Annotated in this window: 17 protein-coding genes; 7 read left to right on the forward strand and 10 right to left on the reverse strand. The window is 60.5% G+C overall.

Going from position 1 to position 19753, the window contains the following annotated elements; all coding sequences use genetic code 11:
- Nucleotide 1: 1 nt before the first annotated feature.
- The 7 genes from HEP74_RS17905 to HEP74_RS17935 are packed head-to-tail and all read left to right on the forward strand — an operon-like array spanning nt 2 to nt 5920.
- On the forward strand, nt 2–730 hold the full coding sequence (locus tag HEP74_RS17905) for an SDR family oxidoreductase (RefSeq protein WP_185814007.1): 729 nt from the start codon (nt 2–4) through the stop codon (nt 728–730).
- A 29-nt stretch (nt 731–759) separates the two neighbouring features.
- Entirely contained in the window at nt 760–1431 is a 672-nt protein-coding gene (locus HEP74_RS17910; protein ID WP_185814008.1) for a class I SAM-dependent methyltransferase, read from the forward strand.
- Nucleotides 1432–1460: 29 nt separating this feature from the next.
- Nucleotides 1461–2405 (forward strand): NAD-dependent epimerase/dehydratase family protein, encoded by a 945-nt coding sequence (locus HEP74_RS17915; protein WP_185814009.1) that lies wholly within the window; start codon nt 1461–1463, stop codon nt 2403–2405.
- Nucleotides 2406–2434: 29 nt separating this feature from the next.
- On the forward strand, nt 2435–3742 hold the full coding sequence (locus HEP74_RS17920; RefSeq protein WP_185814010.1) for an NAD(P)/FAD-dependent oxidoreductase: 1308 nt from the start codon (nt 2435–2437) through the stop codon (nt 3740–3742).
- Nucleotides 3739–4140 carry a GtrA family protein gene (locus HEP74_RS17925; RefSeq protein ID WP_185814011.1) on the forward strand — a complete coding sequence of 134 codons (402 nt, stop codon included), beginning with the start codon at nt 3739–3741 and terminating at the stop codon, nt 4138–4140. The genes HEP74_RS17920 and HEP74_RS17925 overlap by 4 nt, the downstream gene beginning before the upstream one ends.
- A 39-nt stretch (nt 4141–4179) precedes the next feature.
- A complete protein-coding gene (locus HEP74_RS17930) occupies nt 4180–5469 on the forward strand; it encodes a hypothetical protein (protein WP_185814012.1) in 1290 nt (429 codons plus the stop codon).
- 46 nt (nt 5470–5515) lie between these two features.
- The gene (locus tag HEP74_RS17935; RefSeq protein ID WP_185814013.1) at nt 5516–5920 is read left to right on the forward strand and encodes a GtrA family protein; all 405 of its coding nucleotides are present in this window, start codon (nt 5516–5518) and stop codon (nt 5918–5920) included.
- A 630-nt stretch (nt 5921–6550) separates the two neighbouring features.
- On the opposite strand, the gene HEP74_RS17940 is transcribed toward HEP74_RS17935, so the two are convergent.
- The 10 genes from HEP74_RS17940 to HEP74_RS17985 all read right to left on the reverse strand — a co-directional run bounded on the left by HEP74_RS17940 (nt 6551) and on the right by HEP74_RS17985 (nt 19560).
- Nucleotides 6551–8890, reverse strand: a complete 2340-nt coding sequence (locus tag HEP74_RS17940) for a hypothetical protein (RefSeq protein WP_185814014.1) — start codon at nt 8888–8890, stop codon at nt 6551–6553.
- A 50-nt stretch (nt 8891–8940) separates the two neighbouring features.
- Nucleotides 8941–9792, reverse strand: a complete 852-nt coding sequence (locus HEP74_RS17945) for a class I SAM-dependent methyltransferase (protein WP_255427782.1) — start codon at nt 9790–9792, stop codon at nt 8941–8943.
- Between the two features lie 29 nt (nt 9793–9821).
- Entirely contained in the window at nt 9822–11531 is a 1710-nt protein-coding gene (locus HEP74_RS17950) for a rhamnan synthesis F family protein (RefSeq protein WP_255427783.1), read from the reverse strand.
- Nucleotides 11519–12832 (reverse strand): glycosyltransferase WbsX family protein, encoded by a 1314-nt coding sequence (locus tag HEP74_RS17955; protein WP_185814015.1) that lies wholly within the window; start codon nt 12830–12832, stop codon nt 11519–11521. Before HEP74_RS17955 ends, HEP74_RS17950 begins: the two co-directional genes overlap by 13 nt.
- Before the next feature lie 174 nt (nt 12833–13006).
- A complete protein-coding gene (locus HEP74_RS17960) occupies nt 13007–14098 on the reverse strand; it encodes a class I SAM-dependent methyltransferase (RefSeq protein ID WP_185814016.1) in 1092 nt (363 codons plus the stop codon).
- A complete protein-coding gene (locus tag HEP74_RS17965) occupies nt 14095–14724 on the reverse strand; it encodes a CatB-related O-acetyltransferase (protein WP_185814017.1) in 630 nt (209 codons plus the stop codon). Before HEP74_RS17965 ends, HEP74_RS17960 begins: the two co-directional genes overlap by 4 nt.
- A complete protein-coding gene (locus HEP74_RS17970) occupies nt 14721–16085 on the reverse strand; it encodes an ABC transporter ATP-binding protein (protein ID WP_185814018.1) in 1365 nt (454 codons plus the stop codon). The genes HEP74_RS17965 and HEP74_RS17970 overlap by 4 nt, the downstream gene beginning before the upstream one ends.
- Nucleotides 16075–16914 (reverse strand): ABC transporter permease, encoded by an 840-nt coding sequence (locus tag HEP74_RS17975; protein ID WP_185814019.1) that lies wholly within the window; start codon nt 16912–16914, stop codon nt 16075–16077. Before HEP74_RS17975 ends, HEP74_RS17970 begins: the two co-directional genes overlap by 11 nt.
- Nucleotides 16911–18107, reverse strand: coding sequence for a cystathionine gamma-synthase (locus HEP74_RS17980; protein ID WP_185814020.1), 1197 nt, complete (start codon nt 18105–18107; stop codon nt 16911–16913). Before HEP74_RS17980 ends, HEP74_RS17975 begins: the two co-directional genes overlap by 4 nt.
- A gap of 82 nt (nt 18108–18189) precedes the next feature.
- Nucleotides 18190–19560 carry a pyridoxal-phosphate dependent enzyme gene (locus tag HEP74_RS17985; RefSeq protein WP_185814021.1) on the reverse strand — a complete coding sequence of 457 codons (1371 nt, stop codon included), beginning with the start codon at nt 19558–19560 and terminating at the stop codon, nt 18190–18192.
- Nucleotides 19561–19753 lie beyond the last annotated feature (193 nt).

Consider the following 19753-nt stretch of genomic DNA (forward strand, 5'->3'; position numbering starts at 1 on the left):
CATGCAACGCGTCCTCATCATCGGTGCCACCTCGGCCATCGCCGAAGCCACTGCCCGACGCTACGCCGCACGCGGCGCAGCGATCCACCTGCTCGGCCGCCAGGCCGCGCGCCTGGAGGCAATCGCGGCAGACCTGTCGGTGCGCGGCGCCAAGAGCAGCACCGGCGTGCTCGACGTCAACGACGGCGCGCGCCACGGCGATGCGTTCGACGCGGCATGGTCGGCCCTCGGCGGCGTGGACGTGGTCCTGATCGCGCATGGCACCCTGCCGGACCAGGCCGCGTGCGACGCCTCGGTCGACCTGTCGCTGCGCGAGTTCGCCACCAACGGCACCTCCACGATCGCGCTGTGCGCGGCGCTGGCGCCGCGCCTGACGTCTGGCGCAACGCTGGCGGTGATCTCGTCGGTCGCCGGCGACCGCGGCCGCGCCAGCAACTACCTGTACGGCAGCGCCAAGGCCGCGGTCAGCGCCTACCTCAGCGGCCTCGGCCAGCGCCTGCGTCCGGCCGGGATCAACGTGCTCACAGTCAAGCCGGGCTTCGTCGACACGCCGATGACCGCCGCCTTCAAGAAGGGCGCGCTGTGGGCCAAGCCCGACCAGATCGCAAAGGGCATCGTACGTGCCGTCGATCGCCGGCGTGCCGTTGCATATCTGCCTGGGTTCTGGTGGGCAATAATGATGGTGATCAAGAACATCCCGGAGTTCGTTTTTCGTCGCATTTCTCTATAAACCGATCCATCCACCAAGGAAGTGCTGAGATGCCTGATATCGACCAAGATCTGGATGTGCTCTACCAACACCGTTTCCCCAAGGAAGAACTCGCCAACAAGAACCGGATCTGGCAGGTGTTGTGCAGACAGTATTTCAGCCGGTTCGTCGAACCGAATGAGACCGTGGTGGACATCGGCGCGGGCTACTGCGAGTTCATCAACAACATTCAGGCGGCGCACAAGATCGCCGTCGATCTCAATCCCGACGTGCGCAAGTTCGCCGCCGACGGCATCCGGATCATCAACGAGTCGTGCGTCGCGGTCAGCTCCATCCCCAGCGCCAGCGTCGATGCAGTGTTCATGAGCAACTTCCTTGAGCATCTGCCGACCAAGGACCTGGTCCTGCAGACACTGCGGGAAAGCGCACGCATGCTCAAGCCGGGCGGCAGGGTGATCATCCTGCAACCCAACATCCGCTTCCTGTACGACGAGTACTGGGATTACTTCGACCACCATACGGCGCTGAGCGATCGCAGCCTGGTCGAGGGCGTATTGATGGCGGGGCTGGATCCCAAGGTCGTGATTCCGAAATTCCTGCCGTATACCACCAAGAGCCGGCTGCCGCAGGCCCCTTGGCTGGTGTCGCTGTATCTGCGCATCCCGCTGGCTTGGCACATTCTTGGCAAGCAGGCGCTGGTCGTCGCGTACAAGCGCGCCTGACCCTTCATCCACTGTTTTCGAGTCCGTCCATGGCACAGAAAAGTGACAAGATCGTCTTGACCGGTGCCGCAGGCCTGGTGGGGCAAAACCTCATCGTCGAGATGAAACAGCAGGGATACACGCAGCTGGTCGCCATCGACAAACATGAGCACAACCTCGAGATTCTGCGCAAACTGCACCCGGACGTGAAGACGGTATTGGCCGACCTCGCCGAACCTGGCACTTGGACCGAAGCGTTTGCGGGCGCTCAGTTGGTGGTGCAGTTGCATGCACAGATCACCGGCAAGTTCCGTACCTTGTTCGATCGCAACAACCTGCAGGCGACGGAGCGCGTACTGAAGGCCTGTGTTGAGCATCAAGTTCCCTACATGGTGCACATCAGCTCTTCGGTGGTGAAGTCGGTTGCCACCGACGACTACACCGAGACCAAGAAGCTGCAGGAGGCGCTGGTCCGCGCCAGTGGAATTCCTCACTGCGTGCTGCGCCCGACGCTGATGTTCGGCTGGTTCGATCCCAAGCACCTGGGTTGGTTGTCGCGCTTCATGGCGCGCACTCCGATATTCCCGATCCCCGGCGATGGCAAGTTCATGCGCCAGCCGCTGTACGAGCGCGATTTCTGCCGCTGCATCGCCAAGTGCATCGAAACGGAGCCGGATGGCACGGTGTACGACATTGTGGGCGACACTCGCGTGGACTATGTGGACATCATCCGCACCATCAAGCGGGTCAAGAAGCTGCATACGCTTATCGTGCACATCCCGATCGGCTTCTTCGCGTTCCTGCTGCGCACGTATTCGTTGTTCAGCAGCAAGCCTCCCTTTACTGCCGACCAACTGAAAGCACTCAGCGCCGGCGACGATTTCAAGGGAATCGACACCGAAGCGGTGTTCGGCGTGCGGCAGACACCGTTCGAGGACGCCATCCGCGAAAGCTATACCGACCCACGCTACAGCCATATCGTGCTGAAGCGCTGACCAGACAAAACAGACGGAACAACATTGGAATGAGCAAATTCGCCATCACCGGCAGCGGGCCGATGGGCCTAATGGCAGCGCTGGAGCTACTCAAGCAGGGCCACGCGGTCGACGTCTACGAGCGCGACGACCGGATCGGCGGCATGTCGGCCGACTTCGATTTCGATGGCCTGCGCATCGAGCGCTACTACCACTTCATCTGCAAGACCGACTACCCGCTGTTCAAGCTCCTGGATGAGATGAAGCTGTCTGATCGCCTGCATTGGACAGACACCAAGATGGGCTATTACTACGAAGGCAAGCTGCACAAGTGGGGCACGCCGTTCGCGCTGCTCGGCTTCCCGCACTTGGGCCTGATCGACAAGGCCCGCTATGCCCTGCACGTGATGCACACCAAGGGCATCAAGGACTGGACCGCGCTGGACAAGCAGAATGCCCGCGACTGGATTACCCGCTGGATCGGCCCGAAGGCCTACAAGGTGATGTGGGAAAAAGCATTCGCGCTGAAGTTCTTCGAGTACCAGAACGACCTGTCCGCATCCTGGATCGGCACGCGCATCAAGCGCGTGGCGCTGTCCCGGCGCAATCTGTTCAACGAGAGCATGGGCTACCTGGAAGGTGGCTCGGCGGTGCTGCTCGACCGCATGGCCGAAGAAGTCCGTCGACTGGGAGGCAACATCCTGCTCGGGCAGCCTATCGAGGAAATCACTTCCGATGCCGGCAAGGTCACCGGTATCCGCACCCGCGACGGAAAGCATGCCTACGATCGCGTTATTTCCACTGCACCAATACAGTACGTCCCCAAACTGGTGCCTGGTCTGCCAAAAGACTATGCCGACAAGGTCGATGCCATCGACAACATTCCCGTTGCGTGCGTGATCCTGAAACTGTCACAGCCGCTGAGCGAGAATTTCTGGATGAACATCAGCGACGATCGGATCGCGATCCCGGGCCTGATCGAATACAGCAACCTCAATCCGGGCAAGGGGCCGGGCGAGCACATCGTGTACGCACCTTACTACATGCCCAAGACGCATCCGAAGTGGCAGTGGAGCAACCAGCAACTCATCGATGAAGTCATCAGCTACCTGCCGATGATCAACCCGGAGTTCAAGCCCGAATGGATCCGTGCGACCCATTGCCACCGCTATGAGTACGCACAGACCATCTGCCCCCCGGGCTTCCAGGACATGTTGCCGCCGATGAAATCGCCGCTCGACGGCTTTTTCATGGCCGACACGGCCTATTACTATCCGGAAGACCGTTCGATCAACGAAAGCATTGCCGTGGGTCAGACCTTGGCCCGCGTGGCGTCGTCTGGCACGGGCAACGAATGAGGACTTCCGTTCCGTCCCGCCAATTCGTGCTGTTCCTGATCGCCGGTGGACTTGCCGCGGCGATCAATGTCGGCTCGCGTATCGTTCTCAGCCATTGGCTGCACTATGTGCCTGCCATCGTCGTCGCCTACTGCCTGGGCATGATCACCGCTTTCACGCTCAATAAGATGTTCGTCTTCGGCGAAACCAGCAATCGCTTCCACCAACAGGTCCTGTGGTTTGCTGCAATCAACCTCGCTGCCGTCGCGCAGACGATCGCGATCAGCCTGCTGTTCGCGCTTTTGCTCCTGCCAGCCATGGGCATCGACTTCCACAGCGAAACAATCGCGCACGCAATTGGCGTCGCCGTCCCAGTCATCACCAGTTACTTCGGCCACAAGCGCTTGTCGTTCGCGTAGAAACGCATCGTTGAAAAAACACAACGGATACCACCATACATGATCCTGCACTCCAATCCGCCGAGAGATCGGCAGTTCCAGACGCTCAAGGACCGGATTGGGTTCTTTCTCGTCGTCCTATTCGCTATCGCCTATAAGAGCAACGACGCACTCAGCAACCCGCAGTTCTGGGCGGAAGATGCCACCGTTTTTTTCAAGGATCAGTTCGGAAGCGCGCTACCCCAGCTGTTCACCCCGTATGCCGGTTATCTGCACACCATCCCCAGACTGGTGGCATGGATCGCGTCCTGGCTGCCTTCTGCGAAGGCGCCGCTGATCTACAACGCATGCGCCATCATCTTGAGCGCAGCAGCGCTTGCGCTTACCTGCAAGCGGCTGCAGACCTACATTCCCACTTGGATCGTTGCACTGTCCCTCCTTGCTGTACCGACCAGTGGCGAGATATTCGGCACGATCACCAACGCGCAGTGGTTCCTGCAGTTCGCGCTGGCAGCCTACTGTCTTACACCGGCGGAGCGAAGCGGCACGACCCGCGCCTATTTGCTGCGCGCCATTGGCATTCTAGCCATTGCGCTGACCGGCCCCTTTTCCATCTTGCTGCTGATCGTCGTCGCAGGAATGCTCGCTGCTAGCTGGGCAGCCAAGCGGTTTGCCTTGGATCCGTTCGATGGCGCCCTGAGCGACTTTGTCGCCAGCCGCGATTGGTACATATTTTCGGCGCTGGCACTGGGCGCAGTGGTTCAGGCGGCCGTGCTGATCACCAACCCCCCAGCGGAGAACGGAATCCAGCATGGCCTGCTTCCGACACTCAAGAGCACCTTCACCGAGCTCGTGCCAATCCATACCTTTGGCAGCGACTTCCTGACGGGAACTGCCTGGCTTCTTCTGTATGCGCTGATCATCGGTACGCTGGTGCTCTCCAAAAAGATTGACGGGCGTGCCCGCCTGATCGTAATGGGATTCATGGCATTTGCCGCGATCGAAGCCTTCGCGCCCGTCGCCAGGATGAAGGATTTTTCCCCTCTTTACACACTCGCGGCAGCGGACCGCTACTTCTATTTGGCCAAAGTGATCTGGTGGTGGGCGGTGTGGCTGGCACTCTCTGCAACCGGCAGGCGCAGCCGATCGAATGCCACTGTGATGACCGCCGCGCTGATCTGCTTGTTTGCTATCACCAATCTACAAAACCTGCGGCGAACTGCGTTCATAGATTACGCGTGGCGGAGCCATGCCAAACAGCTTGAGCTGCCTGGTCCTCATACGGTCCCGGTCAATCCTCCGGGATGGGGCGTTACCGTCGAAACCACGCCAACTGAGGCGAAACGATGAGCAGCCGAGGCATAGCCCGAATGGTTCCGCAGAGAGCCGGCTGCCGATGAGGACTCCCGCTCTTTCCCGGCAATTCTTGCGATTCCTGGCAGCCGGCGGCCTTGCCGCGGCGGTCAACTTCGGCTCGCGTATCGTCTTCAGCCAATGGCTGCACTATGTCCCCGCGATCGTTGCCGCGTTTTGCCTTGGTTTGGTCACCGGCTTCACTCTCAACAAACTGTTCGTGTTCAACGAGGCAGGCAATCGTTTGCACCATCAAGTATTGTGGTTCACAGCGATCAACCTCGCTGCCGTCGTACAGACGATCCTGATCAGCCTGCTGTTTGCGCGCTGGCTGTTGCCAAGCTTGGGGGTCGATTTCCACAACGAAACAATCGCGCATGCCATCGGCGTGGCTGTTCCCGTCGTCACAAGCTACCTTGGTCACAAGCGCTTTTCATTCCGGACATGATTCGACTCAGCCGGCCCCTGCTTGCGTTCGGCTTGACCAAGCTGTCAGAGTCCGCCGATACAGCGTGTCTGGCCGAAGTGATCATGGATATACCACCTTGTAGCCCTACAGCCGCATAGTGAACATCGTTGCGCTCGGGCACAGCGTCCCTGCAAGCTGTAGCGCGATGTCGATCGTCCAGAAGCGCGATGCCTACCCTTAGCTTGCTGGAAGATGCGCTGGCGACGGCCTACCCCATGCGCTGCTGAACCGCAGGTCTGGATGGAAAGGACTCCCGGCTGGGACCTGGCCAGGTTTCAGTGCGACGCGCTGAACCACCGTCCTCTCGCGACACTATTCGATTACGAGCTCAGCAACCGAGGCCTGACGCTGTCCAGGAATCCGCCCGCAACCCAGCAGACGTAGGCGGCTCTGAACCATCCTGGCAGCAAGCTGCTGGCGCGACAATGAGACGGCACGCGGACCGACGTACCAGCAGCCTCGCAGCCCGGCAGCTCCCAGGTGTTCGCATCACACTGAGGAGCCCAATACCCCTCACCCGGAAGAAGCGTCAACTTGTGCTGGCAACACTGATGCCCTGTTCGTCACTGTCCAGGCTAGCCAGGGACAGAGCGGCAGCTGACGACGACGTTACCTGGATGGCGCCGGCACATCATCTGTCCGATGGATTGTGAGCATCGCAGGACTACAGAGCAGTTGCCGGCTGCCATTGTCTTGGACAACGCGGATCTGGGCATCAGCGGGAAGCTGCCGAACGTCCACATAAGCCTCATAGCCTGCATATTCGAGTACGGGTTGCTTGAAATAATCAGCTACATCAGGGCGAGATACGTGGCTCGCCGGCACGACATGCGTCACCAGATCGCGTCCGGTGACAAGCAGGGCCACCCCATTGTTCGGCCTGCCTTTAGCGCTGTCCAGCGCGGCCCACCCTCTGATGACCACTATGCTGCCGGACAGATCCATGGCCGAGGCCGTGACTTTGCGACGGTCAACGTCGTCGATGTTGCAATCACCGCCTGTCGCATACGACGACGGCGGCGGGCTTGGCGTGCTCGATCCGGCCAACACCGTATCCGCTTCGACCGACGACGGGATATCCAGGCGCGCGAAGCTGACGCGATAATCGAGATCCCAGAAAAACCGCGTGCCGCTGTCACCGATCACGTTGAATGCGACCACCTTGCGCTTGCCAAGCAGCTCGGAACGATAAAGTGAACCGATCGCGACGAAATCCCTGGCATCGGCCACCGTGGGCGAAAGCAGGAAGCCGGTCTGGGTCATGCCCGCAACGAGCCGGAAGTCGGCGGTATCGCCGTTCTCATAGCGCGCTTTCAGCGACAACTTTGGCGCCTTGTAGAAGATCGAGAACAGCCTGCCGACAAGGGTAGGTCTGATATCCATCGTGACCCACACCGGCTGGTCCGAACCGACTACCGTCACCTCTTCTCCCAGCACGGCGCTTACCTGCACCGGTGTCTGAGGAACCAGCGCTGGCCTGCCGGGATCAGCTCGCTCGAGCACCGCATACCCACCGTCGAGAGCCTTCGGAGTGAAACTGCCGAGCAACGCCAGCCAGCTGGCGCCATCCTCGAGCGAAGGATACCGATGATCGATGGGAGCGGCTTTGAAATACACGCGCGACGGCGGGTTGTTGGCCAAATGAGCGGCATTGACTTTGAGAAGACGAGGCGAATAAGCCGCATAGCTCTGCAGCATGGGGCGCGGCTTCCAGACCCCGCCGGCGGCCAACATCGGTGACAGTTCCGAGGGATAGACATCGGCGGTTCCCATGTAACCGGCGAATGGTGGCCGCGTTCCCATATACGCGACCTGCTTCTTGAACTGCCCAGACAATAGGTCCGGCTGGGTCATCCGCAGCCATACGCCGTGCGCATGATGACGCACCATCAGGGAGAACCTCGCTGTCGAGGTATCCCAGGTGACCGGCATGTAGGCGTTTGCGATCAGTCCCCAGCCCAGCAGCCCTGCAAAGACTGCAAGGGCGCCTGCGCGGCCACCCTGGGCCAAGCAAAGAAGAAGTCCCACAAACGCCAGGGCGACAGCGGAAACAAGCGCATGCTCGTCATGCCTGACGAAACCGGATTTGAAGGTGATGAACAGATAGGCAGTCACCAGGATCGGGGCATACCAGTGACGACGCAGCCCGCCAAGCGTGGAGATTGCCAACAAAAATGCGCCGGCCACCATGAAGATGACAATATCGAGCGTACGCCCCTCCACCGACATGCCATCGGTGTATCCGGAGAGCGTCGGTCCTTGTGCCAGGAAATAGCTCGGCAGATCAATCAGCGCCTGCCCGGAAATCAACCAGGCACCCACCATGACGATAAACTGGACGACGAGGATAATGAGTGCGGTCTTGCGCGAAGAGCGCCAGCAGAGAATCAACGCAATCGCCGTTGTCAACGCGACTATCAGACCGAAGTTGCCCTTCACCAGGGGCAGAATGGCCATGGCGGCCGCCACGATGCACAAAGTCGCCGTGAACGGCTTGCCCCGCTCCACTCCGCGCATGACGACATAGGGCAGTAACAACGGCAGGAAAAGGAGAGCGGCATCACGCCCCCATCCAAGGCTGATGACCACAGGCAGCAGCAGCAGCAGGGTACGCCGTTGCGGAGGTACTACCGCGAACAGTCCAGCGAAGAGCGCGATGGCAATGAGCAACGACCCACCAAGCATCAAGCTGTCAGTGGCGGGGTGGTAAATGCCTGTGTAGATCGATGCAAGCGGGCCAAACGTAAAGACGATGTCCGACCCGAACCTCAGGTGTTGCGCGGTCGCGACATTCATGGCGTAGGCCCACGATCCATCGATACCAGCGAAAGGCATCGTCACGGCGAAATGCGTCAACATCAGCACCGTCAAAATGCAGGCAAACGCCGACGCAAGCCAGCTCCACGTCGTCGTCGACTCGCTGTCGGTTTTTGCGTTGCCGTTGTCCATGTGTACCTTACTGTTCCGCGTATCAAGTGATGCGCCGTGGTGGACTTGGATCAACCCGGCACAAGTGAACGCAGTTTACGCCTTGCTCTCTGCACTAACGATGCCTTTTTGCGAACAGTGAAGAATCCTTGCGGCAGCAGGCCCGGATCGTCGACGAATGCGATCGACCGAGCCAGCGCACCAATCTCCCTTTCCACGAAGGCCGGCGGCATGGCCGCCCACCCATAGTTTGCCGCCTCCAAGACGTCCGCATTGCCCGCCACGGCGGCATACACATGCTCACCGGCAGCGTAACGACGACGCGCGTCCGCAGGGTCGGCAAACATATGCGCATAGTCCTCTTCGTAGCGATTGCGACCGCTCTCCTTGAGCGAGCACGCCTGGCATAGCTCAAGGAAATGATCGGTCGTGGTGGTCATGACCAATGTGCCGCCCGGCTTGAGCACTCGCATCAACTCACCCAGCCAGAACGTCGCCGACACCGCCGAAAGATGCGAGAACACCGAAAACGCATAAACGATGTCGAAGTAACCGTCTTCGTAAGGAAGGCGAGCATTAGGGCCGATAAGACTCAGGTTGCCTGGAACTCCCGTTGCCCGGGCCACATCGAGAATGGCTTCGTCGACATCGACACCATGCAGGTTGCTCGCATCCACATCGTTGAGGAAGAACCGGATGATACGTCCCCAGCCAACGCCGAAATCGAGAACCCGGGAATTGTTGCGGAGGGGATAACTGTTTGCCTTGACGATCTTGTAGAACGTGAAGGCTTCGGCCAACGCAACTTCGTTCGACTTACCAACGAAGACTTCTTGCTGGTATACAGATGGAAACCCTGGCAACCCAAGTGATGGATCGTCCACGGAACGAAGAATGCGCTCATACCACTGCTGATCATCCATTTCTTGCTCCGTTGGGTAAAGCCACTACATCAGGAAGGCAAAACGGAAATACCCTGCTTCTCGTAATCATCATGGCGCAGTGCGATGCGAGGCGAGCGTGTGGTTGCCGCGAAGTAGCCTGCCTGCTCGACCCACAGCACAAAGAGCCGCTCGATCACGTGCGCGAGCGTAGCATCGCGCTGTCCTGCCTCCGGATCGAATTCGCTCAGTCCGATGTTTCGCGTACGAAGCGCAGCCAGCGCAGCAGGCCGGAACCAGAACATTGTGCCGGCGAAGAAGCCCAGACGGATGCGCGCGTCGTCGATACCCGTCTCGGCGGCGAGGACGCGCAGGCGCTCCTCATTGCCCCCCCAGAACCGCGCATTGCTGAGGTAAGCCGACTCTGGGCCAACGATACCGCAAACCGGATTGTCGTCAAAAGCGCGAAGAATCCGCAGGACATCGAACGAAGAGCCCAGCAAGGACTTCATCAATTCATCGCGCCACTGACCACCACCATCGTGATAGACGCTCTTTTTCGAATGGATCTTGCAGACCGCGTCGTAGCGATCGAGCAGGCCGGTGTTTAGCAGACTGACGAATGGTCCGACGTCCCGCCCTACATTGGGGTGGATGAATACGAACGCCCGAACCTTATGCTCCTGAAAGTACCGAACCGCGATGCGACGATCGGCAATCGACTTCACTGACACGAAAACATCGTGATCGACGATCACGTTGCGCATGTACGCGTAAATCGAATCGATCAGATCGACATGGAACAGGTGCAATACAATCGCGAAGCGCGCGCCCAAGCTTTCGGCATCGATCGCCCCCACACCATAACGTTCTAATTCTTCCGGGGTCGGGACATCGCGCTCTCCCGTGGCGATTGGCATGGTGTTCTTGCGTGTCTGGCGCATCCGCGCAATTTCACGCTCGAGCATCGCACGCGCGCCGGCATCGGGGATCACGCGTTCCAGCTCTACATCGAGCACGCCATTAGGGTCATCACGGAGAACTTCGCTCTTGATGAAACCAAAACGACGATACAGCGCATCCCAGAGATAATGAGCGGGATTGGCATGCATCACCCCCTGCTTGCTCGGCGCTGCGATCAGGGCATTGACACCATCGCGCAAGCGCTTCCGCTTCAATCTGACCGCCACGGTCCGCTGTGCAGCGGCATCGGGCTGGAATGCCACCCCGATCTTCGCGCCGTGAGAGAGCAGCCACTGGGTCAAACCGACTTCATAGGAAAGAATGATTTCCCACTTGTCGTCCAGTACCCGGACATTCCTCCAGAACCGTTCGAAGTAATGGCTGAAAAAGGCGCTCTTGCGGAATACCAAGAAATAGGATTGCAGGTGGCGACTTACCTGCAACGACTCGGTCATTCCCCAAACATCGCATTCGACATCTCGCATCTGCGCGAAAGCCTTGCCTATGCCCCCCCGATCGATCGTAATCACGCTGTCATTGGCAATGATCAGTTCGTCGTAGGAATACAGTGCCTCGACGGCGAAGATGCCAGTACGGAATGAGTAGAAATCATAGCCGACGTTTTCGCGTACGATCACCTTGATCCGATCATCCAGACCCGCGGCCTGCTCGGGCGCCAGCCGTGTCGACACCAGCACGATCCGCTCGGCGTGCAGCAGCAACTCATCGAGCAGGCGCCGAGTGAACTCGGTCAACAGGCCTTCGGCGTCGAAGTGGGCGACGACCGCAACCCGACGCGTGGCCGTCATCGATTCCATACCTGGTAGATCTGGACAGCGGACGCACGGAGTCGCGGAAAGGGTCTCAGCATCCTTCCGATCAGCGATCGAACACGGGACGGCTTAATGACAGGAGCTTCCAGGGGCTTCGCCCGGCGTAGTTCCGCGGAAAGCAGAACCACTTCGTTGATGAGACGGTCACGGTCATCCAGCAACGCCGCCGCGCGTTCGCCACCGATTGCGCGAAGCAACTTGCCATCCTTGAGAAGATCGTCCAGATCGGGATTGCCCCCTGTCACCGCGACATGTGTCGCCTCGAGATAGGCCAGGCCATGCTTCAGATCGGGCTCAAGATGGCAGCCCTCCCCCCATTCGTTCCACGCATTAATGAAGATCAGCTGGTCGTCGGGCGCGTTATTGAGACGCGTGTACTCGACCAGCAGGCGCAGCCAATACTGGTAGAGCGATGGCGAGGAATCCACCAAGATGTGCGACGTATGCTGGCGTCGGGCAGTGTTGTCCCATGACGGGACGATGCCGCGGTACCAGCGAAAATCGGGCTTTTCGCGGCTGATGGACTGTGCGATGACCTTGCGGTAATCGGCCATGCCACCCCGGAATTCCGGATTGATCATGTCCACGTGGTGGGTTACCCGGTTTTCCGAGCCGAGGAAGGTATGCGGCGGGAATTCAACGGCAGCATCGAAACCCCAGTCGCGCGGATCCACGATCCCGTAGAACTGCACGGCGACCAGATGGATTTCGCCGATGCCATGCTCCCGCGCGACATCGCGCCAGCGCTCGGCGGTCTGCTTCGAGTTCGGAAACAGGTCTGCGCGGTAGACGAGCAGCATCGGCTTGCCGTCTACCCGGATCGCCCGCCGGTCGCCCAGCAGCGGAAGGATATCTTCGAGGAAACGGCGATCTTCATCATCGCCATGCTTCTGCTCCAGCAGGACATCCTTCTCCATGCCGTCCCAGGTGCGCGTCCAGTTCTCGTTCGCCCAACAGATGCAGAACGGGAACTCGATGTCGCTCTTCAAATAGTTGTCGATCGGCAGCTCGAGGATACGACGCCCATCGAACCAGTAGTAATAGAAGCAGAACCCATGAATACCGTAAAGCTTTGCAAGTTCGGCTTGCGCTCGCATGTTGTCGACAAGGCGCAGATCATAGAACCCAAGTTCGCGGGGAACATGCGGCTGATAATGGCCGACGAAATTCGGCCGCCCCTTGGCAACATTGGTCCATTCCGTGAAACCGGGCCCCCACCATTCTGAGTTTTCAGCCACCGGGTGATATTGCGGCAGATAAAAGGCAATTGGCTTTACAGTCGACATTGTTATCCCAAAAATTCGGATAGATCCCGGTTACCGAGACACCTTCAAGGCTGGAAGCAGAAAATCCCCCTGCTACAGACTGATTGATCGTACATGACCAGGAACTCCCTAGTCTTTTGCAGCCTTGGCAGCGAGAGACGCGACCGAGACACACAGCGTGAGCTTAGTGGCCAATCAACGACGCCACCAGCGTCGCTGCAGCAGCAACTTATCCAGTTTTTGCTCACTACTCTCCAAATGTGGCACCACCACGGCCTTCATTTCGTTCAGCGCCTGTGCGTGATCCTCGGCAATTGTCCGCTGCAGCTCTGCCGACGCCGCCGAGTCCTGTGAAAGCTGTTGAATCTGCTGCTCCATTAGCTGAGCACGCAACAAGTATTCCTGGGACTGCTGTCCAAGTTGCTGGAGGTGCTGCTGGACCTGCTGCTCTAGCTGATGGACCTGCTGCTGCAGCTGTTGTTCCTGCTGCTCCAGTTGCTGGACGCGCTGCTGATGTATCTGCTCCTGCTGGGTGAGGCCAACAACCTGACCACGCGCATCGGCAAGACCGGCGTAGACGCGCTCAAGTTCCTCAGTGCCCTTGACGTTACGCCCAAGCACATCGAACAAGCGGTTGATGAGCGCAAACTCGCCAGCGGCGGCTGTATCGGCAAGCTTCAACAACGCAGGACTGCGCTCCTCGCCGACCAGCAGCACGCCCAATCCATGCGTGTGGGTAAATTCGAATGCAGGATATTGCTGGCTGATTTCGGCCCAATATTGCCAGACGCCAAATCCACGCTCGCGTACGCAGGTGTCATGGAACAGGACCACGCCGCGACTGGAAAGCTTCGGCAGCCACGTCTCGAAATCCTCACGGACGGCTTCATAGGTATGCAGGCCATCGATGTGCAGAAGGTCGACTGAGCCGTCGGCGAAGTACTCCAGCGCCTCGCTGAAGCGCATCCGCAACATCTCGGAAATGCCGGCATAGTTGCGCTGTTGGTAGTCGCGCAGTTCGTTATAGATGTCGTCGCCGTAGAAACCTGCATGTTCATCGCCTTCCCAGCTGTCGACAGCGAACACGCGCGAAGTGAACTCTTGCTCCTCGACGGCCTGGCAGAAGGCAAGGAAAGACGCACCGCGATGCGTCCCCAGTTCTACGATCGACTGCGGCCGAAGCTGTTCCACCAGCCAGGACGCGAATGGAATATGTCCCAACCATGCGCTGAAGGAGACCGAGCGCGGAGCGATCAACATACTGGGGGATAACGGAAAATCGATCATGGGACGGTATGGTTCGCAAAAGGGGAAACGGAATCGTCGGCGCGCGGCGCAGCAGCGACGAAGGCACTGATGTCGTCGGAACACAACAGGGACTCGAAGGCACGGATCTTCTCGATCGGCCACTGCCACCAACGAATCTCCAGCAGGCGAGCGACGATCTGCTCGTCGAAGCGCATGCGCACCACGCGCGCGGGGTTGCCGGCGACAATCGCGTAAGGCGGCACATCCCTGCTGACGACCGCGCCAGCACCGATACACGCACCGTCGCCCACGGTGACACCGGACACCACCATGGCGCCATGGCCGATCCAGACGTCGTTACCGATGACCGTGCGACCCTTCGTGTGCGGATGTCCGTCCTGCCCTGCGCCCGGGGAATTCAACGCAATTCGCAGCGGATAGGTAGTGACCCAGTCCAGGCGATGCTCGCCACCACCGAAGATAAGCACATCGTCGGCGATCGAACAAAACGCACCGATATCGATCCTCTCGCCTTCACTCCACACTTTGAACTGCGGATTGCCGTAGGTGAAGCGACCAATGGAGATGCGCGGGTCGTTCGTCACCAATGGCGGGATGAATCCGCTGTGCTCCGTCACTGCCATTGGAAGAGATGCATCACTCATGGTTTGGGACTCGTGCGCTCCATCGTCACCTCATCGAAAGGAATGCCGACCAATCCGTAGCGCAGACGGGGCGAAGCGACCCGGATCAACACAGCATCATGCAACCAGGCATGCTGCGTATTAGCATAAGGATCGCCATCGGCGATAGAGACCGTCATGGAGTATTCGCCATTGGGCAGAAGCGGCAAGGTGAAGCGGAAGGACGCTTCCAGACCGGTATCGGCCTCCACCTGCATGGGCGGCTGCACATAGGTATAGGTGTGCTCGCCGAACAACGACTGGCCGAGCCGGTCCTTGACGAAGAATCCGATCAGTGGACTCTGCAGCGGTTGGTAGGCAGTGGCCCGGATTTTTAGCACCACATCCTCGCCACCGGCGAAAGAAGTAAAGGGCTCTCCCCGGTCGTTGCACAGCGTCACCGAATCGATGCTCGCAACGCCGGACTGCCACCCACCGGAGTTGGCCACGTTGTCGAAAAGCTCGACCTTCAGGTCCTTTTCTATGCGACCCGGCGACAGCGCCTTCGGCTCGGCCTTGCCTGCCTGTCGCGACTGCAGCTTCACCGTGTCGCCATAGACTTCCTGGGAGCAATACTCGATGTAGGCGTTGCAGGTGTCCTGTGCCGTGCCGTGCATCCGCATCTCGCCACGATCGAGCCATACCGCGCTCTGGCAGAAATTCAGTACCGAGGACGTGTCATGGCTGACGAACAAGAGAGTGCCGTTCTCGCGGAATTTGCGCAGGAAACGCATGCACTTCTGCACGAAGATGGCGTCGCCTACCGCCAGGGCCTCGTCGATCACCAGGATGTCGGCGTCGACGTGAGCGATCACCGCGAACGCCAGTCGCACATACATGCCGCTGGAGTAGGTCTTGACCGGCTGTTCAAGGAAGTCGCCGATATCGGCGAATGCCACGATGTCGTCGTACTTGCGATCGATGTCCTCGTACGACAGACCGAGGATCGAGGCACTCATGTAGACGTTCTCTCGACCGGTGAATTCTGGGTTGAAACCCGCACCCAGTTCCAGCAGCGCCGCGACGCGCCCACGCACGGCGACTTCGCCGGTGGTCGGTTGCAACGTGCCGCAGATGATCTGCAACAGGGTGGACTTGCCTGAGCCGTTGCGTCCGATGATGCCTACCGTATCGCCACGGCGCACTTCGAAATTGACGCCCTTCAGCGCCCAGAACTCGCGGTAGTGTCTGTGGCCAGGCTTGCCCAGGAAGCGGGAAAGGCGCGGCAGGATGGCCTGCTTGAGGCGATCCTGTGGCTGCGAGTAAACCTGGAAACACTTGGTGACGTCCGATACGCGGATCGCAAGCTCCGCCTGGTCCTGGACCGATTGCTTAGATGACATCGGCAAATCCTCGGCGCATCTTCTGGAAACACACGTAGCCGAACCAGGCGACGAACGCGGCGAAGACGGTGTATTTGCCCAGCCCGCTGAAATCGGGCGTCTTGTTCCAGATCAGCACATCGCGCGATGCTTCGATGATGAAGGTAAGCGGATTGAGATAGATCCACTTGCGAATGCCCTCGGGCAACGAGGAGACCGGATAAAAGACCGGCGCCAGGAACAGCAGGATCGTCGTCAGGATGCCGGTCATCTGTCCGATGTCGCGCACGAACACACCCAGTGCCGACAGCAGCCAAGCCAGGCCCATGGTGAGCAGCACCAGCGGGAGCAGCACCAGCGGGAGGTAAACGACCGTTATCGGCAGAACCCCGCGAATGAGCAACTGCGCAAGCAGCAACACGCCCAGCGATACCAGCGCATGGAACAGCGCGGCGCCCATTGCCACCCACGGCAGCGTCTCCAACGGAAACACGACGCGCTTGACGTAGCTTGCGTTGCCGACGATCAAGCTGGGGGCACGATTCACGCATTCGGCGAAGATGCCATGCACCAGAATGCCGACGAACAGAATGATGGCGAAATCACCCTTGTTCGCTGTCTCCACGCCCCAGCGCGCATTGAAGACCACCGAGAACACGAACGTGTAGACGGCCAGCATCAGCAGCGGATTGAAGAACGACCAAGCCAGGCCCATCAACGAACCGCGATAGCGGCTGATAACCTCGCGCTTGGACAGTTGATAGATGAGCACGCGATTGCTGACGAAGCTGCGGATCATTGCCATCGGCGAACCCGAGATGGCGACGGAGGAAGAGATCATCGGGTTCATGCGGAAGTACCAGCTAGCGCCCTTTGCAAATCCGCCCGCAAATCCCCCACATCCTCAACCCCAACGCTCAACCGCACCAGCGCATCGCTGATGCCGAGCTGGGCGCGCCGTTCCACCGGCACCGAGGCGTGGGTCATGACCGCAGGATGGTTGACCAGGCTTTCCACGCCGCCCAGCGATTCGGCCAGGGTGAACAGCTCGGTACGTTCGCAGAAGCGCTTGGCCGCGTCGAAGCCGCCCTTGAGCACGATCGAGACGATGCCGCCGAAACCGGACATCTGCCGCTGCGCCAGGGCGTGCTGCGGATGCGAGGCCAGGCCGGGGTAGATCACCTTGTCGATCGCCGGATGGGTGTCCAGCCACTGCGCCAGCTGCAGCGCATTGTCGCAATGCGCGCGCATCCGCAGCGGCAGGGTCTTGAGCCCGCGCAGCGCCAGGAAGCTGTCGAACGGGCCCTGCACGCCGCCCACCGAGTTCTGCAGGAACGCCAGCTGCTCGGCCAGTTCGGCATTGGCGCCGACCACGGCGATGCCGCCGACCATGTCGGAGTGGCCGTTGAGGTACTTGGTGGCCGAATGCACCACGATGTCCGCGCCCAGTTCCAGCGGGCGCTGCAGCATCGGCGAGGCGAAGGTGTTGTCCACCACCACCAGCAGGCCGTGCTGGCGCGCGATCGCGGCGATCGCGGCAATGTCGACGATCTTCAGCATCGGGTTGGTGGGCGTCTCGATCCACACCATCTTGGTCTTGGACGTGATCGCGGCGGCGAACGCGGCCGGATCGGTCAGGTCGACGAAGCTGAAGTCCAGTGCGGCGGTGCGCCGGCGCACGCGCTCGAACAGGCGGTAGCTGCCGCCGTACAGGTCGTCCATCGCCACCACGTGGCTGCCGCTGTCCAGCAGTTCCATCACCGTGGAGGTGGCGGCCATGCCCGAGGCGAACGCGAAGCCGCGCGAGCCGCCTTCCAGCGCGGCGACGCAGCGCTCGTAGGCGAAGCGAGTCGGATTGTGAGTACGCGAGTACTCGAAGCCCTGGTGTTCGCCGGGGCTGGACTGGGCGTAGGTGGAGGTCGCATAGATCGGCGGCATCACCGCGCCCGTGGACGGGTCCGGATGCTGGCCGCCATGGATCGCCAGGGTCGCCAGCGACAGCGCGCGGCCGTCGCCATTGGGGTTGGACGTGTGGTCCGTCATGAGGGGTTCCCGGAGAAGGGGCGTGATTCTAGCAGCGAGGTCTGAACGGCCCCCTGTATCGGGAGCCGTCCACGAAGCACCGTCACTGAACGCGGCGGCGCAGGTAGTTGAGCAGGTCGATGCGGGTGATCAGGCCGAGGAAGGCGCCGTCGTTCATGACGATGGCGACCTGGCCGCGGTCGAACACCGGCAGCAGCGCTTCGATCGGCGATTTGACGTCGAGCCGGTCCAGCTTGCTGACCATGGCCGTGGAAACCGGATCGCGGAACCGCGCCTCGTCGCCATAAACGTGCAACAAGACGTCGCTTTCGTCGACGATGCCGACCAGTTGGTCGCCGTCCATCACCGGCAGCTGCGACACGTCGTACAGCTTCATGCGCTGGTAGGCGGTGGTCAGCAGGTCGTTGGGGCCGACCACCACGGTGTCGCGCTGGCTGTACGGGCGCAGGATCAGGTCGCGCAGGTCGCCGTGCTGCGGGCGCTCCAGGAAGCCGTTGTCCAGCATCCAATAGTCGTTGTACATCTTCGACAGGTACTTGTTGCCGGTGTCGCAGACGAACACCAGCACGCGCTTGGGCTCGGTCTGCCCGCGGCAGTACTTGAGCGCGGCAGCCAGCAGGGTGCCGGTCGAGGAGCCGCCGAGGATGCCCTCCTTGGCCAGCAATTCGCGCGCGGTATGGAAGCTCTCGGCGTCGCTGATCGAATAGGCTTTCTTGACCCGCGAGAAGTCGGAGATATCGGGCAGGAAGTCCTCGCCGATGCCCTCCACCAGCCAGCTGCCGGACTTCTCGCTGACCGTGCCCTGCTCGATGTACTCGGTCAGGATCGAGCCGACCGGGTCGGCCAGCACCAGCTCGGTATGCGGCGAGGCGGCGGCGAACGCGCGCGACAGGCCGGTCATGGTGCCGGAGCTGCCGCAGCCGAACACGATCGCGTCCAGCTTGCCGTCCATCTGCCGCAGGATCTCAGGGCCGGTGCCGAACTCGTGCGCGGCCGGGTTGTCGGGATTGCCGAACTGGTTGACGAAGTACGCCCCGGGCGTCTCGGCGGCCAGGCGCGCGGCCAGGTCCTGGTAGTACTCGGGATGGCCCTTGGCCACGTCCGAGCGGGTCAGCACCACTTCGGCGCCCATCGCCTTGAGGTTGAAGATCTTCTCCCGGCTCATCTTGTCCGGCACCACCAGGATCAGCTTGTAGCCCTTCTGCTGGGCGACCAGGGCCAGGCCGATGCCGGTGTTGCCGGCAGTGCCCTCCACCAGCACCGCGCCGGGCTTCAGGTCGCCGCGGCGCTCGGCCGCCTCGATCATCGACAGGCCGATGCGGTCCTTGATCGAGCCGCCGGGGTTGGCGCTTTCCAGCTTCAGGTACAGCTCGCACACGCCAGTGTCGAGCTTGCTGGCCTTGACGATGGGGGTGTCGCCGATCAGGTCGAGTACGGAAGAGTGAATGGCCATCGCGTCCGGATGCATCGCGCCGTCATAGCGGCTGGACCGGTGATTATCCGCGGTATGCGCCGGAATGTCAGACATAGCGCGGAACCGGCACGAAAAAAGCCGCGATCGCGGCTTCGGGAGGAGATGACGCGGACGGTGGCAAGCCGACGAGGAGGCCGGCCACCGCCCGCGACAATTGAACGCTTGTCGTGGG

The organism is Xanthomonas sp. SS (assembly GCF_014236835.1).
Classification (GTDB): Bacteria; Pseudomonadota; Gammaproteobacteria; order Xanthomonadales; family Xanthomonadaceae; genus Xanthomonas_A.

What these genes read in the sequence shown, in the direction of transcription:
- HEP74_RS17970 (WP_185814018.1), bottom strand. Translation starts at nt 16,085, where the DNA reads ATGTCATCTAAGCAATCGGTCCAGGACCAGGCGGAGCTTGCGATCCGC.
- HEP74_RS17985 (WP_185814021.1), bottom strand. Translation starts at nt 19,560, where the DNA reads ATGGCCATTCACTCTTCCGTACTCGACCTGATCGGCGACACCCCCATC.
- HEP74_RS17930 (WP_185814012.1), top strand. Translation starts at nt 4,180, where the DNA reads ATGATCCTGCACTCCAATCCGCCGAGAGATCGGCAGTTCCAGACGCTC.
- HEP74_RS17935 (WP_185814013.1), top strand. Translation starts at nt 5,516, where the DNA reads ATGAGGACTCCCGCTCTTTCCCGGCAATTCTTGCGATTCCTGGCAGCC.
- HEP74_RS17910 (WP_185814008.1), top strand. Translation starts at nt 760, where the DNA reads ATGCCTGATATCGACCAAGATCTGGATGTGCTCTACCAACACCGTTTC.
- HEP74_RS17965 (WP_185814017.1), bottom strand. Translation starts at nt 14,724, where the DNA reads ATGAGTGATGCATCTCTTCCAATGGCAGTGACGGAGCACAGCGGATTC.
- HEP74_RS17950 (WP_255427783.1), bottom strand. Translation starts at nt 11,531, where the DNA reads ATGGAATCGATGACGGCCACGCGTCGGGTTGCGGTCGTCGCCCACTTC.
- HEP74_RS17940 (WP_185814014.1), bottom strand. Translation starts at nt 8,890, where the DNA reads ATGGACAACGGCAACGCAAAAACCGACAGCGAGTCGACGACGACGTGG.
- HEP74_RS17920 (WP_185814010.1), top strand. Translation starts at nt 2,435, where the DNA reads ATGAGCAAATTCGCCATCACCGGCAGCGGGCCGATGGGCCTAATGGCA.
- HEP74_RS17915 (WP_185814009.1), top strand. Translation starts at nt 1,461, where the DNA reads ATGGCACAGAAAAGTGACAAGATCGTCTTGACCGGTGCCGCAGGCCTG.
- HEP74_RS17955 (WP_185814015.1), bottom strand. Translation starts at nt 12,832, where the DNA reads ATGTCGACTGTAAAGCCAATTGCCTTTTATCTGCCGCAATATCACCCG.
- HEP74_RS17980 (WP_185814020.1), bottom strand. Translation starts at nt 18,107, where the DNA reads ATGACGGACCACACGTCCAACCCCAATGGCGACGGCCGCGCGCTGTCG.
- HEP74_RS17975 (WP_185814019.1), bottom strand. Translation starts at nt 16,914, where the DNA reads ATGAACCCGATGATCTCTTCCTCCGTCGCCATCTCGGGTTCGCCGATG.
- HEP74_RS17905 (WP_185814007.1), top strand. Translation starts at nt 2, where the DNA reads ATGCAACGCGTCCTCATCATCGGTGCCACCTCGGCCATCGCCGAAGCC.
- HEP74_RS17960 (WP_185814016.1), bottom strand. Translation starts at nt 14,098, where the DNA reads ATGATCGATTTTCCGTTATCCCCCAGTATGTTGATCGCTCCGCGCTCG.
- HEP74_RS17925 (WP_185814011.1), top strand. Translation starts at nt 3,739, where the DNA reads ATGAGGACTTCCGTTCCGTCCCGCCAATTCGTGCTGTTCCTGATCGCC.
- HEP74_RS17945 (WP_255427782.1), bottom strand. Translation starts at nt 9,792, where the DNA reads ATGGATGATCAGCAGTGGTATGAGCGCATTCTTCGTTCCGTGGACGAT.